The organism is Campylobacter showae (assembly GCF_963515975.1).
Lineage (GTDB): Bacteria > Campylobacterota > Campylobacteria > Campylobacterales > Campylobacteraceae > Campylobacter_A > Campylobacter_A showae_F.
In genome coordinates this window covers 1-13,517 of sequence record NZ_CAUPZM010000012.1, presented here as the reverse complement: position 1 = coordinate 13,517, position 13,517 = coordinate 1, and the positions used below count along the sequence as shown (strand labels likewise).

Annotated in this window: 18 protein-coding genes; 1 reads left to right on the top strand and 17 read right to left on the bottom strand. The window is 46.1% G+C overall.

Going from position 1 to position 13,517, the window contains the following annotated elements:
* Positions 1 to 58: 58 nt before the first annotated feature.
* From RWM02_RS05590 to mqnP, 17 genes are all read right to left on the bottom strand, one after another.
* Positions 59 to 397, bottom strand: a complete 339-nt coding sequence (locus tag RWM02_RS05590; RefSeq protein WP_314069884.1) for a YraN family protein — start codon at positions 395 to 397, stop codon at positions 59 to 61.
* 3 nt (positions 398 to 400) lie between these two features.
* A complete protein-coding gene (locus RWM02_RS05585; protein ID WP_314069881.1) occupies positions 401 to 1,663 on the bottom strand; it encodes a homoserine dehydrogenase in 1,263 nt (420 codons plus the stop codon).
* Positions 1,660 to 2,868 carry an LL-diaminopimelate aminotransferase gene (locus tag RWM02_RS05580; RefSeq protein WP_185898044.1) on the bottom strand — a complete coding sequence of 403 codons (1,209 nt, stop codon included), beginning with the start codon at positions 2,866 to 2,868 and terminating at the stop codon, positions 1,660 to 1,662. Before RWM02_RS05580 ends, RWM02_RS05585 begins: the two co-directional genes overlap by 4 nt.
* Before the next feature lie 10 nt (positions 2,869 to 2,878).
* Entirely contained in the window at positions 2,879 to 3,676 is a 798-nt protein-coding gene (locus tag RWM02_RS05575) for a hypothetical protein (RefSeq protein WP_314069878.1), read from the bottom strand.
* Positions 3,670 to 4,683 (bottom strand): RodZ family helix-turn-helix domain-containing protein, encoded by a 1,014-nt coding sequence (locus tag RWM02_RS05570; protein WP_314069876.1) that lies wholly within the window; start codon positions 4,681 to 4,683, stop codon positions 3,670 to 3,672. The genes RWM02_RS05575 and RWM02_RS05570 overlap by 7 nt, the downstream gene beginning before the upstream one ends.
* Positions 4,676 to 5,356 (bottom strand): 23S rRNA (guanosine(2251)-2'-O)-methyltransferase RlmB, encoded by a 681-nt coding sequence (gene rlmB / locus RWM02_RS05565; protein ID WP_314069875.1) that lies wholly within the window; start codon positions 5,354 to 5,356, stop codon positions 4,676 to 4,678. Before rlmB ends, RWM02_RS05570 begins: the two co-directional genes overlap by 8 nt.
* Before the next feature lie 81 nt (positions 5,357 to 5,437).
* Positions 5,438 to 6,250, bottom strand: a complete 813-nt coding sequence (gene rsmI, locus RWM02_RS05560) for a 16S rRNA (cytidine(1402)-2'-O)-methyltransferase (RefSeq protein ID WP_122863239.1) — start codon at positions 6,248 to 6,250, stop codon at positions 5,438 to 5,440.
* A 4-nt stretch (positions 6,251 to 6,254) separates the two neighbouring features.
* Positions 6,255 to 6,455 carry a 50S ribosomal protein L31 gene (gene rpmE, locus RWM02_RS05555; RefSeq protein ID WP_002947184.1) on the bottom strand — a complete coding sequence of 67 codons (201 nt, stop codon included), beginning with the start codon at positions 6,453 to 6,455 and terminating at the stop codon, positions 6,255 to 6,257.
* Between the two features lie 83 nt (positions 6,456 to 6,538).
* Complete coding sequence (locus RWM02_RS05550; protein WP_122863238.1) at positions 6,539 to 7,195, bottom strand: 16S rRNA (uracil(1498)-N(3))-methyltransferase; 657 nt, start codon at positions 7,193 to 7,195, stop codon at positions 6,539 to 6,541.
* Entirely contained in the window at positions 7,192 to 7,605 is a 414-nt protein-coding gene (locus RWM02_RS05545; RefSeq protein ID WP_314069869.1) for a hypothetical protein, read from the bottom strand. Before RWM02_RS05545 ends, RWM02_RS05550 begins: the two co-directional genes overlap by 4 nt.
* Positions 7,602 to 7,784, bottom strand: a complete 183-nt coding sequence (locus RWM02_RS05540; protein WP_122872841.1) for a hypothetical protein — start codon at positions 7,782 to 7,784, stop codon at positions 7,602 to 7,604. The genes RWM02_RS05545 and RWM02_RS05540 overlap by 4 nt, the downstream gene beginning before the upstream one ends.
* 5 nt (positions 7,785 to 7,789) lie before the next feature.
* Positions 7,790 to 8,371: a 6-pyruvoyl trahydropterin synthase family protein gene (locus RWM02_RS05535; RefSeq protein ID WP_314069865.1), complete on the bottom strand. Its 582-nt coding sequence runs from the start codon at positions 8,369 to 8,371 to the stop codon at positions 7,790 to 7,792.
* Between the two features lie 71 nt (positions 8,372 to 8,442).
* On the bottom strand, positions 8,443 to 9,207 hold the full coding sequence (locus RWM02_RS05530; protein WP_314069863.1) for a 7-carboxy-7-deazaguanine synthase QueE: 765 nt from the start codon (positions 9,205 to 9,207) through the stop codon (positions 8,443 to 8,445).
* Between the two features lie 205 nt (positions 9,208 to 9,412).
* Positions 9,413 to 10,381 carry a GTP 3',8-cyclase MoaA gene (moaA, locus tag RWM02_RS05525; protein ID WP_314069860.1) on the bottom strand — a complete coding sequence of 323 codons (969 nt, stop codon included), beginning with the start codon at positions 10,379 to 10,381 and terminating at the stop codon, positions 9,413 to 9,415.
* A 141-nt stretch (positions 10,382 to 10,522) separates the two neighbouring features.
* Entirely contained in the window at positions 10,523 to 11,035 is a 513-nt protein-coding gene (locus RWM02_RS05520; protein ID WP_314069858.1) for a DUF6115 domain-containing protein, read from the bottom strand.
* Positions 11,028 to 11,546, bottom strand: coding sequence for a hypothetical protein (locus RWM02_RS05515; protein ID WP_314069855.1), 519 nt, complete (start codon positions 11,544 to 11,546; stop codon positions 11,028 to 11,030). The genes RWM02_RS05520 and RWM02_RS05515 overlap by 8 nt, the downstream gene beginning before the upstream one ends.
* On the bottom strand, positions 11,543 to 12,409 hold the full coding sequence (mqnP, locus tag RWM02_RS05510) for a menaquinone biosynthesis prenyltransferase MqnP (protein WP_314069853.1): 867 nt from the start codon (positions 12,407 to 12,409) through the stop codon (positions 11,543 to 11,545). The genes RWM02_RS05515 and mqnP overlap by 4 nt, the downstream gene beginning before the upstream one ends.
* 90 nt (positions 12,410 to 12,499) lie before the next feature.
* Here mqnP and miaA point away from each other — a divergent pair, with 90 nt between their 5' ends.
* Positions 12,500 to 13,390 (top strand): tRNA (adenosine(37)-N6)-dimethylallyltransferase MiaA, encoded by an 891-nt coding sequence (gene miaA / locus RWM02_RS05505; RefSeq protein ID WP_314069850.1) that lies wholly within the window; start codon positions 12,500 to 12,502, stop codon positions 13,388 to 13,390.
* Positions 13,391 to 13,517 lie beyond the last annotated feature (127 nt).

The following is a 13,517-nucleotide window of genomic DNA, read 5'->3' as shown; positions in this document are numbered from 1 at the left end:
TTTAAAGATAGTTGTAATTATACACAAAAGTATTTAAATTTTAGCTAAATAAGAATTTTTACAAACTAATATTTTCTATCCACTTTATCTCGCTCTTTTTTATCGCGATCAAATCGACCTGAAAATCGGCATTTGCGCCGTTTTGCAGCAGATAAAAATCGATAGTTTTTAAAATTTTATTAAATTTAGCGGGCGTGAGGCGATACTCGGCCTCATAGTCGCCCTGCGTAGCTTTGATTTCAATAAAGCGTAAAACGCCGTCTTTTTTAGCGACGACGTCGATTTCGCCGAATTTGGAGCTAAAATTTCTAGCGAGGATCTCGTAGCCGTTTTTTAGCAAAAACTCGCAAGCCAGATCTTCCGAGCTTTTGCCGAAAAGATACGCCCTAAGCCCCAAATTTTACTCTTCTATCCTCATCATAAAAGGTTTTTCTTTTACGAACTCTTGCTCTTGCAAAATTTCCATAGTGCGCCTCACGTCCTTTTCCACGCTCGTGTGCGTCGTGAAAAATAGCGTCGCATACGGACTTTCGTCCTTTGGTTTTTGTAGCAGGCTATCGATAGAGAGGTTGTTTTCGCTCATTAAATTTGTGATTTTAGCCAGTACGCCGACCTTGTCCTCGACTCTAAGCCTAAAATAATACTTCGTGCAAATTTCGCTCGGGTCTAAAAGCTCAAGCGCGTTTAGCTCAAACGGCGCTTTGTAGCCTAGCATCGGAGATTTGCCGTCTCTGGCGATGTCGATCAGATCGCTGATGACTGAGCTTGCCGTCGCCGGACCGCCCGCGCCCGGACCGTAAAATATCGTCTCGCCGACCGCGTCGCCCACTACGCTCACGGCATTTGTCACGCCGTCTGTTTTAGCTATCATTTTATCTTTGGGCACTAGCGCCGGATGTACGCGCAGCTCGACCTTGTCGCCGGTTTTTTTGGCGATGGCGAGCAGTTTGATAACGTACTCGAAGTCGTTGGCGAAAAATATATCCTCGGGCGTTATGCCTTCGATGCCTTCTATCAGGATGTCTTCGGGGTTGCCGTGCACGCCGTATGCGATGCTAGCTAGGATCAGTAGCTTATGCGCCGCGTCAAAGCCTCCGACGTCAAAGGTTGGATCGGCCTCGGCGTATCCTAGCTCTTGCGCTTTTTTTAGCGCGTCCGCGAAATTTGAACCCTTGCTCATCATCGAGGTTAAGATGTAGTTGCTCGTGCCGTTTAAGATCCCGTTGATGCTTAGGATGTGGTTGGCGCTAAGACCCTCGCGAAGAGCTCTGATGATAGGTATGCCGCCCGCGACGCTAGCCTCAAAGCCAAACGGTGTGTTTTGCGCCAAATTTTGCAAGGCGTAGCGGTGATAGGCTAGTAGCGCTTTGTTTGCGGTTACGACGGCCTTTTTACGCTCTAAAATTTTGCTAACGACTCTAAAAGGCTCCTCTACGCCGCCCATGAGCTCGACGAAAACGTCGATATCGTCGCGCTCCAGAACGCTATCTATATCGTCTGTGAGAGGGATGGCGACGTCTCTTTTTTTGCTTAAATTTCTAACGACGCCGATGACCGGAACTATCTCCTCGCCACATCTTGCCGCGATCAGTTTTTTGTTTTGGAGTAAAATTTTAGCTACGGCTTCTCCGACCGTACCGACGCCTAAAATGGCTATATTCATGCAAATTCTTTCAGATATTTTTTGACGTTTCGCGCCGCTTGGCGGATGCGATTTTCGTTCTCGATGAGAGCGAGGCGCACGTAGTCGTTGCCTCCCTCGCCAAAACCGATACCCGGACTCACCGCGACGCTTGCTTTAGTAAGTAGCTGTTTGGAAAACTCGAGACTGCCAATGTTTCCGACTTGCGGCGGGATTTTTGCCCAGATGAACATACTTGAGCTTGGCTTATGCATCTCCCAGCCTGCGCTTGCAAAGGCTTCTAGCATCACGTCGCGGCGTTTTTCGTAAATTTGACGGATATCCTCGACGCAGCTTTGATCGCCGTCTAGCGCGACGGTTGCGGAGACTTGGATCGGGGTAAACATGCCGTAATCAACCCATGATTTTATCTTTTTAAGAGCGGCGCAAAGGCGCTTATTTCCGCATAAAAATCCTACGCGCCAGCCGGCCATATTGTAGCTTTTTGATAGGGTGTAGCACTCGACGGCGACGTCTTTTGCGCCTTCTACTTCAAAGATGCTCGGCGTCTTGTAGCCGTCAAAAGTAAGGTCTGCGTAGGCGATGTCGGAGATCACGTAAAAACGCTCTTGTTTACTCATAGCCACTAGCCGCTCGTAGAAGCTCTTTTGCACGGTTACGGTCGTAGGATTGTGCGGGAAATTTACGACGACGTATTTTGGTTTCGGCGAGCTTGAGCGGATAGTGTGAAGCAGGTCTTCGAAAAATTTATTTTCGTCAAGCTCGAATTTATCGTTGTACTTTAGCGGCATTTTTGCCACGCTACCGCCGGCGAATAAAAACGCCTGCGTGTGGATCGGGTATGCGGGATCGGGCACTACGGCGACGTCGCCCGGGTTTATCACGGCCTGAGCTAGGTGCACGAAGCCCTCTTTGCTACCCATAACGGCGACGGCCTCGGTGTCGGGGTCTAAATTTACGCCGTATTTGCGCTTGTACCAGTTGCAGATGGCTAGGCGTAGTTTGTAGATGCCAGCGCTCGCCGAGTAGCCGTGAGTTTTGTCTTTTTGCGCGCTTTCGCAGAGTTTATCGACGATGTGCTGAGGCGTGCGGCCTTCCGGGTTTCCCATCGAAAAGTCGATGATATCTTCGCCCGCTCGGCGCGCGGCCATTTTTATGGCGTTTACCTCGGCAAATACGTAGTTTGGAAGTCGTTCTATCGTATTAAATCTAATCTCGTCAAACATGAATTTCTCCTTATTCTAGGTAGATTTTGAGTCCCCGTTTGATATTTTCTAGGCTGACCGCGTCGTCGATCATTATGTATTTTGCATTTTGAGGGAGTGAGACTTTTAGGCTATTTACGGGCTTGCTAGTTTGCTTTTCGTCAAGCAAATTTAAATTTTTATCCAAAATTCTCACGACGGCAGACCAACGATCCTCTGCGCTAGCGCTTATGACTGCGCTTTTTGCTCCGCTAACGTCGATGAGATAGGGTTCGAGTGGCTTTGAGAGCTGAACTTCTTGCGAAAATTGCACCGGAGTTTGATTTATAGAGGAATTTGACGCGTCGATAACGTACTCGTAGGATAGCTCGCCGGGTCTATTTATGTCCGTTATCTCGGTGCCGTTTTCTTTAAGCGCAGCGTAGAGGGAGCCGGGATCTGGGATAAATTTAGTGTCGATCGTCACGCCCCAAAGAGCACCTCCGGCGTTAGAAAATTCGCTCGTTAGGATATTGTTGTAGCCTAGTCCGTTTAGGGCGTCTTTTGTGATTTTCATGATAAGTAGCGGGTTGTTTTGACGCGAGATAAATTTGATATTTACCTTGACGTTTTGTTTGTAGGATAGACGCAGGAGCGAATTTGACTTTAAAACGTTTGAAATTTTAGCGATATCGGGTTTGCCGCTTGCGTTTAGATATGCCGAACCGTCGCCAAAGAGCTGAGTCGCTTTTGCGCTATTTTGACCGAGCAGACCGCCTGCTATATCTACTACGCTGCCTGCAAGGCAAAGGGCCGCGCTAACGGCTAAAATTACGAGCTTTTTTACCACGATTTGCCTTTATTTAGAGCCACGAATTCGTCGTATGTGAGCAGTGAAACCTTGTCTTTTTCTATTAAAAATCTTTTTGGCCTATCGTCGCCAAATTTGATCGTTTGTCCGTCTATTTCAAGGTTTATGTCGCCGTGTCCGGTTACCGCGAGCTGCTTTTTACCTATTTCGATAGTGAAGCTATTTGCGGTATCTAAAGAGCGCTTTTTATTTTCGTCCAAATTTATAACGCCCAGCCACGTTTTTTTGCGCGGTACGATTTTTATCTCTTTTGTGCTTGCCGTTAGATGCCAAATTTTATCGTCGCTTGCTTGTTTTATCTCTTTGGGGGCATCGCTTGAGGTATTTTGCTCTTGATTTTGCGTGATATTTTCTTCTTTATTTGTTTGCGTGGTTTCGTTTTTGTCGCTACTTGCGCTCAAATTTACTTCAGGTACGATAACGGCTACGGATGCATTTTCTTCGGTTGGTAAAATCGGCTCGAGATTTTTTATAGCGTATAGATTTTCGTCGTTTGTAGCGTTTTTACTCTCTTGTTTTGCTTCGTTTAGGCTTTTGGCCGCTTGTTGGACGGCGACGGCTCCGGTATAGGTGACGCTTTTGTTCTTGTCTTCAAAAATATTTAAAACATTGCTAAAGTAATCACCTTCGTTAAGCACATAAATTACGCCGGCAACGGCTATAATGAGCGCTAATATAAAAAGTTTCACGCCTGTATTAGAGTGCCCGCCGTCCGCGGTGTATGCGGAGATCTTAGGCGATACGGTTATACTTTTGTGCTCATTGTTTTGATTGTGCTCGGACATAAACGCCTCATATTCGCTCATCCACTGCGCAAAATCGATATCCAGTTCGCGCTCTAAAATTTTAATGAAGCCTTTAACGTTTAAACGTACCAATTTTTCAAAATTTTTATCAGCGATGTAGCCTAGGTGTTCGGCCTCTATATGAGTTCTTCTCGCGACTTCGTTTAGTCCCAGCTCTTTTATCAAACTTATATCATTCATTTATAATCCTATCGCAAAGTATGGCAAACGCAGCCGAGACGTTTAGGCTGTCCCAGTCGTTTTTCATTTTTATTCCTACTATTTCGTCGCTTTTGGCAAGGACTTTTTTGTGCAAACCTTCGCCTTCGCTGCCCATCACGAGCGCGACTTTTTGGTTAAATTTGACCTCGTGAGCGTTTTTGCCGCCGCTTGCCGTGGCGTAAATTTTAAATCCGACTTGTTTTAGCTCGTTTAGCAAGCCAAGCCCGTCCTCTATGAGAGCGATATTTGCCTCATAGGCTGCTCCGCTACTAGCCCGCAACACGCCTTCCATCGCCAAATTTTTAGCAACGACTACGATGCCTCCGCAGCCGAGTGCATGCGCCGTTCGAACGATAGCGCCGATGTTTCCGACGTCGCTAAGTCCGTATAAAATCGCTATAAAATTTTGTTTTTTTATCTCGTCGATACTCTTAAACTCAAACTCTTCGACCTCGGCTAAAAAACCTTGGTGATTGCCGCCGTGCGCGAGAGCTTGAGCTTTTTGATTATCCACGCGTTTTATCGGCGCGCCGACGCCTACGATCTGCAAAAATAGCGCCTTGTCGCACTCCTTAGCGAGATAGACCGTTTTGACGGTTTTTTTATAGTTTTTTATGATGTGCAAAAATAGCTGTTTTCCGTATATTATCATCGTCTGATAATAGCTAAAAATCGGTAAAATTTAGCTAAATTTCGGATAAATTCGTCGCTTGTTTAAGCGCGCATTTGGGTTTTAGCGAGTGAGTTCGGAGTAAATTTCTTTGGCGTTTCTGCCGGTGATTTTGGCTAGGAGTTTGGCCTTGGCTTTGGGCGAAATTTCAAGCTCTAAAATATCGTTTTGAGTGATTTTTTCTGAGGTAAAATTTGGATTTTTTTGTACGACGACGCACCACTCGCCGCTTAAATTCGTATTTTGCAGTTTTTTTGCCAACTCGCTTGCCGTGGCTCTAAATTTGGTTTCAAATTTCTTCGTAGCTTCTTTTATGGCAAAAATTTCTCTATCCGGCTCAAGCTTGGCAAAGTCTAAAACAAGCGAAAGTATGCGTTTGGGGCTTTCGTAGATTACCGCGGGAAACGGCGAATTTAGCGCATTTTGTATAGCTGCGGCTCGCTCTTTGCCGTTATTTGGCAAAAATCCTAGAAAACAAAATTCTTTTTCGCAAAGACCGCTTGCGACGACGGCTAAGAGTGCGGCGTTTGATCCGCTTAGCACTTCGTATGCGATGTCGTTTTTTATAGCGAAATTTACGAGCGCGGCTCCAGGATCGCTGATGCCCGGCATGCCCGCATCGCTTAAAAATGCGACGTTTTTATCAAAAATTTCAAGCTCGATTTTGGATAAAATTTCATCTTCGTTATGCGTATGTAGAGGGATAAATTTTTGGATATTTATATTTGCGTCAAAACGCGTATTTAGCAGATTTATGAGGGATTTTGCGACTCTGGTATCTTCGCAAAAGAGTACCTCGCATTCGCGCAAAACGCTCAAAGCGCGAAGCGAGATATCGCTTAAATTTCCTATCGGCGTAGGAACGAAATATAGCAAAGGATTATTTTAAGTTATATTTTTTCTTAAATTTATCGACGCGGCCTGCGCTATCTACGATCTTTTCGCTGCCCGTGAAAAACGGATGGCACTCTGAGCAGATGTCCACTCTGATCTCGTTTTTGTTTGACTTCGTAGTGAAGGTGTTGCCGCAAGCGCAAGTTACTTTGCACTCAACAAATTCCGGATGAATTTCTTTTTTCATTTTTTATCCTTTTATCGTCTGATTTTTTAATTTTCATTTAAAGTAAGGTGAGATTATACAAAAAACTTCGTAAAAAATCAAATTTAAATCAAAATTTTAGCCGCTATGCCTAAAATCGCCGTTTGCGAGCGCAAAATATTTTTTGCTCTCAGTCCGTATTTTTTCGCGACCGCCTCTCGCTCGCTTCCGCTAAATCCACCCTCGGGCCCGACCGCTAAAATTTCCTTGCCCGCATAGCCGTCTAGATTTTCGCCTTCAAAGTCGATAAGAGCGACGTTTGGGTAAAATTTAACCATTTCGTCCAGGCTTTTATAAATTTCAAATTTCATCAAATCGTTTCGTCCGCACTGCTCGCACGAGCTTATCAAAATGCGCTCTAGGCGCGAAAAATCGAGCTTAAAGTTTTTTTGCGAAAACTCGCCGTAAAAAAAGACGATTTTAGCTACACTCATTTCATTTAGGCCGGGCAGCGTTTTTTCGATCGTTTTTGGATCGACGACGGCCCAAGCTAGCGCTAGATCGCTATTTCGCGCTTCCACGTCGTGCGAAAATATCAAATTTAGCTCCGCGCCTCTTTTGTCTAAATTTACGATTTCATAGATGTGGTTTTGTCCGTCGGTCAAATTTCGCACGTCGATGCGCTCGCCTACCTTAGCGCGCCGTGCCTTTAGGTGCAAAAACGCCTCGCCCTCAAGCCTAATTTGCTCGTTTTTGGCCTCTTTTGAATATAAAAATTTCATCTCACCCCGCTTGCAACTAGTATCAAAACAAAATCGGCCGCGATTTTTAGGCGCATTTTGGCTCTAAAAGCGGCGAAATTTTTAGTTTTCATCGCAGTTTTTAGCCGCTTAAACTCCATCGCCCCAAGTCCGATAAGTAGCGCCCAAACCGCGATCATAACGAGAGCTTTGAGGCTCGGATAAAAGTAAAAAACGCTCATCAAAAGTAGCCCCGTAAGCATCATCGCAGCTAAAAACGCGTAGTAGGTAGGCAAAAACAGTCTGATGCGTTTAGCGTAGGCTGGCGAGTTTATACCGAAATTTATCAGGCAAAAGTGCGCCGTGACTAAGGCCAAAAGCGTAAAGGCAAGCCCGATGTGGATGGAGCGCGCTAGCTCGTAGAGTTCTGATAGATGCTCGTTAAATTTCATTTTTCAGGCACCGGCTCTGGCGGCATATTTTCGTCGATACTTACGTTTGCGTCGCTTTGCGCGATAGGTACGTCGCTAGGCACCGTGCCGCCAAGATCCAGCGACGCGGGCTCCTTTTTCTCCTCGCAACCGCTAAAAAACAGCGCCGCCAGCGTCAAAATCGCAAAAATTTTCCTCATTTGCGCTAGACCTCCTTTGGATTTACTATTTTTTTGCCTAGCTTGATCTTCTCAAACAGCTCCGCGTCCTCCCACTCGGCTCTCACGCCCTCGGAAAAGACGATCTCGTTTAAATTTACCTCGCCCATTTTGGCGTTATACGCATCCTCTCTGAAGCACTGCGCATAGCCCGTGTCGGTCTCGTGGACGATGACGCTGTGAAGCTTCACTTCGCGCTCGCCGTTTTGCATCTGCGTGGTTTTTAAAAGCCTATCGATCATCACGAAAAATATCCTACAAAACTGCTCTGCGGAGGGGTTTAGCGGGATCTCGATCCAGCGCGCGGAGTGCTTTTTGAGGTCGTTTTTGTACTCGGCTCCGTCGCCGCTAAATATCGTCGTGCAGTGATCAAAGCTATCGATGATGCAGCCGATGCCCTGCTTCATCAGACCAAAATCATACACCATCCCCGCGTTATCGAGAAAATTCGACTCAAGTAAAATTTCAGCCCTGTAAGAGTGCCCGTGAATGCTGGTTTTGCAGCGTTTTGAGCTACAAAATCTAACGATGTGAGCGTTTTCAAATTTAAACATTTTTCTTATTATCATCTTAGCTCCGTTTATTAAATTTTACCGTATCGCGCCGTAAAGATGCGGGTAACGCCGCCTAAATTTAGGCTTTAAACCCCTTCTTTTGCGCCCCAAAGCCTGATGTGCAGGCGATCGGAGTAGTTAAAGCCGTGCTTGATCGCAAACTGCGCGGCGGATAAGGCGTTTTGCTCGAGGCTTATTTTATCATAACCTTGCGGCATACAAAAGACTTCCGCGTCGCAAAGGCCTAAAATACGCGAAATTTGCGCTATCGCCGAGCCATTTTCTACGCTTTTTTTATCTAGGACGAATTTATAAAAACTACCTGAGGAGTTTTGTTTTATGGCTTTTAGCGCGGCCTGATTTATGCGCCTAGCCTCGCTTTCGCCGCTGTTTTCGAGCTTGACGCTAACGGCGAAACGGCATCTTTTATAAATCTCAAATTTGGCAAAATCCACCTCTATCGTGCCGTTTGTTTCAAAATACGGCTCGTAGCCATCGCCGGTCGCAAAATTTAAAAAATCTAACAAAATTTGATTTTTGTGATGTAGTAGCGGCTCGCCGCCGGTGATGACGATGATGGGTTTTTGGCGTAAATTTGTGCTCAAATTTTGCGTGATTTTTATGAGTTCGTCCGCGCGCGAGATTTTTTGATATGAAAAATGTCCCGTAAAAACCGCGCGGATCGTGTCGCAGCCAACTAGCGTTTCGCCGGTTTTGGGCGAGACGGCGCGCACTCCAAAGCCCGCGCAGTTTAGATTGCAGCCAGCAAACCGCAAGAAAATCGCCAAACGGCCGCTGCTTGCGCCTTCGCCTTGGATGCTTAGAAAACTCTCGACTAGGTTTAAACTCAAATTTCGCCTTTTAAATTTTGGTCGATTATAGCAAAATTTGAAGGGTGGTTTTACGGAGTTAGGCGGATTTTATGTCAAATTTGAGCGGGTTTTGTTAGAAAACGGCGGCAAATTTACGGATAAAAATGTATAAATCAAGCGCGGTTAAATTTGATAAAAAGCAGGCCAAATCCACGCCAAATTTGACGTAAATTTAGCCCTGATTTCAGCCACCCGTTTGGTAAAAGGCGCGGCTTGAGGTCTCGTTTTGAGCGCCGATCGCCCATTTGTTTTCTTTGGGCTTATTTTGCAGTACTTGGCGCAATATCTCGCTAGCTCCCGCGATATCGCCCTTTCTTACGGCGTCTTTTATGCTCATCGCATCCTCGAAGTATAGGCACGGGATGAGATGCCCCTCGGCCGTGAGGCGTATGCGGTTGCAGCTCTCGCAAAAGTCGTGTTTGTGCGGGTCGATGACGCCGAAGGTATAGCCGTCCTCTAGCTTGTAGATGCTAGCCGGTCCCGTCGGGATCTTTTCGGCTACTTCGAAGCGATATTTTTTTGCGATAACGTCTAAAATTTCAGCCGATTTCATGCCTTTTAGCTCGCCCGTCGCGTGGATGTTTTCCATGTATTCGATAAAGCGAATTTGACAGCCCATAGAGCGCGCAAACTCCAGCAAAGAGACGATCTCGTCGTCATTTACGCCTCTTAGCGCGACGGTGTTTAGCTTGACTTTTAGCCCGGCTTCAAGAGCAGCGTCAAGGCCCGCTAAAACCTCGTGCAGAACGCTTTTTTGTGCTAGAAATTTAGCTTTTTCGGTTTTTAAGCTATCAAGCGACATATTTATGCGCTTTAAGCCCGCGTTTTTTAGGGCTTTTGCGTAGTGTTTGAGCATAAAGCCGTTTGTCGTGATGGCTAGATCGACGTCCGGACTATGCTCGTTTATCATCGCGATAAATTTGTCCAAGTCTTTGCGCAGTAGCGGCTCGCCGCCGGTTATGCGGATCTTTTTTACGCCTTCGTCCAGGCAGACTTTGACAAATAAAAACAGCTCCTCAAAGCTCAGTAAATTTTCTCTAGGTTCCCAGCTAAACGGAGTTTTAGGCATGCAGTATTTGCATCTAAAGTTGCATCTTTGCGTGACTGAAATACGCAGATAATCAACCGTCCGTCCGTGCCCGTCTATTAACATTTTTCCGCCCTTAAATTTTATCAAAACCATTTAATTTTGATTTGGTTAAAAGGCATTATAGGAAGTTAAGCTTTAAATTTTTTTAAAATTCGCGTATGAAAATAATGTTATTTTTTTATATTTCGCGCCTAGGTTTTAACGCTATATCAGCTCTCGCAGTTTTAGCGTCAGCTCAACCTTGCCGACGCCCACGCACAGCTCTTTTGCGATGCTTTCGACGCTTTTGCCTTCGCTATACATCTGCACGATGCGTTTTTCGTCGTCCTCGCCGTTTGGAGCGGAGATTTTGCTGATACTTTTTGTGCGCTCCTCAAGCGTAAAAAGCCTATCTTGTTGCTGGCTTTGGAAGCTATCTATCGAGCTTTCGATGCCTTGGAGGGTGTTTATTATCGGAGTTATTTTTTGATTTATTTTTTCATTTAGACGCTGCTCAAGATTGCTTTCTAGCTGCACTACGTCAAATTCGGCCGGCTCGCTTCGGTCTAAACTCGCGACCTGCTTTTTTACCGCGTGAAGCTCTTGTATCAGGCCTTCGATCGCTTTTTCGTATCTTGAAAATTTTCTCGAAGCCTCTAAATCTTTTATAAAAACCAGCACGAAAAGCACCGTCAAAATCAGCCCGAAAATGACAAATATTATCAAGTCGTTATTCATCGTTCATCTCCTTTAGTTCTCTTATCATAGCGCGCTCTCTGGCCGTCACGTAGCCGTTGTAGTCGCTCTCGTCGCTCTCGTTTATGCGCGTGATTTTGGCGGTTTTTTCATCTAGCGCTTCAAAAAATATCGCCACGTCTCGCTTCGGAAAAATAGGCATAAAAATGCGTCCGTAGTAGCCGACGCCTTCTTTAAATTTAGCCTCTTTTATCCTAAAGTTTTCAAAATTTATCCCGTCCAGTACGCTAGATTGCGCAAGCTCGAGCTTTATGAATTTCTCGTTTTTTATATAGGCGTTTAGCTCGTCAAATTTACGGTGAAGCTCGACTAGTAGCGTCAGTATCACCTGATCGCTTTCCTTCGTGTCGCCCTTTGCTTTGGCGCGCTTTATCCACGCTCCCAGCGGATCGTCCTCGTTGCCGCTTAGCTTGTCGAATTCGCGCAAAAACTCGCTCTCGCGCTCGCCCGCTTCCTCAAAAACTATGTCTAAATTTGCCGGAACCAGTCTCATAAGCTAGCCCAAACGAAAACGAAAAAAAGTATGCCCAGATAGCCGTTTAGCGTAAAAAACGCGCGATCGATCTTGCTAAAATCTCGCCTAACGATGCGGTGCTCGGCAACTAAGATGCCTCCACAAAGCAAAATGCCCGCATATGCCGCCGCGCCAAGCCCTCCCGCCCATGCAAAAAGTAGCCAAAAGATCACGGCCGTGGCGTGAAAGATCGCGGAGATAAACATCGTAGCCTTTTCGCCGTAAACGCTAGGTATGCTAAAAAGCCCGTGCTCGCGGTCAAATTCGATATCCTGAAGCGAATAAAGCAGGTCAAATCCCGCCACCCAAAACATCACGCCAAGGCAGAGCAGCACGCTAAAAAGCGGTATCTCGCCCGTGACCGCGACGGCTCCGGCGATGGGCGCAAGGCCTAGCGAGAGGCCAAGGACTAGGTGCGCTAGCTCGCTAAAACGCTTAAAAAGCGAATATCCGCCAAGCACGGCTAAGATCGGAAAGCTCAGCCAAAACGCGAGCTCGTTTACGAGATAAGCAACTAGCACGAAGATGGCGGCGTTTGCCGCGATAAAAATTTGCAAATTCGTCCTGCCGATACGCCCGTCCACGCTCGGGCGATTTGCCGTGCGCGGGTTTAGTTTGTCGATATCCTCGTCCTTGTAGCGGTTAAAAGTCATCGCGAAATTTCGCGCCGAAACTGCGCAAAGAACGCCCAAAATAAGCAACTTCCAGCCAAACCAAGCCGTGCCGTTTACCTGCGCGCTCGCCGTTATCATCGCGGTAAATATAAAAGGCAGCGCGAAAATCGAGTGCTTAAAGACGATTAGTTCGTTAATATCTTTTAAAATATTTATAAATTTTTGCATAATCTTCCTGAAATTTTTGCTTTATTTTATCTTATAAAAGCGTAAATTGTGATAAAATTTGAGCAGATTCACGAATTTTAAGGCATTTTTATGAAAGAACTCGCCATCATCGGCACCACCGCTAGCGGAAAAACAGCGCTCGCGCTAAAGCTTGCAAGCGAATTTAACGGAGTGATTCTGAGTCTTGATTCGCTTTGCGTTTATAAATTTATAGATATCGCAAGCGCCAAGCCCAGCGCAGCCGAGCTAGCCTCAGTGCCGCATTTTGGGGTAAATTTGCTGATGCCGGACGAGCATTTTGACGTCGGGATGTTTTTTGAGGTTTATAAAACGGCTCGCGAATTTGCGCAAAAAAACTGTAAAAATTTATTCATAACCGGCGGTAGCGGATTTTATCTAAAGGCCTTGCTGTCGGGTCTCACGCCTAAATTTGAGCGCGTAGAAAGCGGCTTATCAAACGCTCAAATTTACGAGCTTGTTTCAAGCCTTGATCCAGAGTTTGCCGTCAAATTTAGCGCAAACGACACCTACCGCTTGCAAAAGTGGTTTGATATCTACTCGTTTTTGCGCTCTAGCGGGCGGGATGATGCCGCGAGCGCGTATCTGCGCGAAAATACCCTAGCTCCCGTTGCGTCAAATTTGGCGATTTTCGAGCTTAGCTGGGATAGGGACGAGCTGAGGGGGCGTATCAAAGAGCGCACTAGGGCGATGTTTGAGCAGGGGTTACTGGACGAAGCGCTGGAGCTTTTTGCGCGGTATCCGCAGCGACCAAAGCCGCTAAACTCGGTCGGTCTAAAAGAGTGCGGCGAGTTTTTGAGAGGCGAGATCAAAACCCAGACCGAGCTAGAGGAGCTCATCTGTACGCATACGGCGCAGCTGGCCAAGCGTCAGCGGACGTTTAATAGATCGCAGTTTAAGAGTAAATTTAGCGGCAGCGTCGGGGAGTGTGAAGAAAAAATCATAGAATTTTTAAAGGGATAAATTTACAAATTTGGCGGCTCGTCTTTTGAGTGCTTTTTGCGGAGCTTGCTAAAATTTAGCTCGGCGGACTATCTGTCCAGCCTACGCTAAATTTTACCTGCGCAACCCCAAAAATCATCTCAAAATA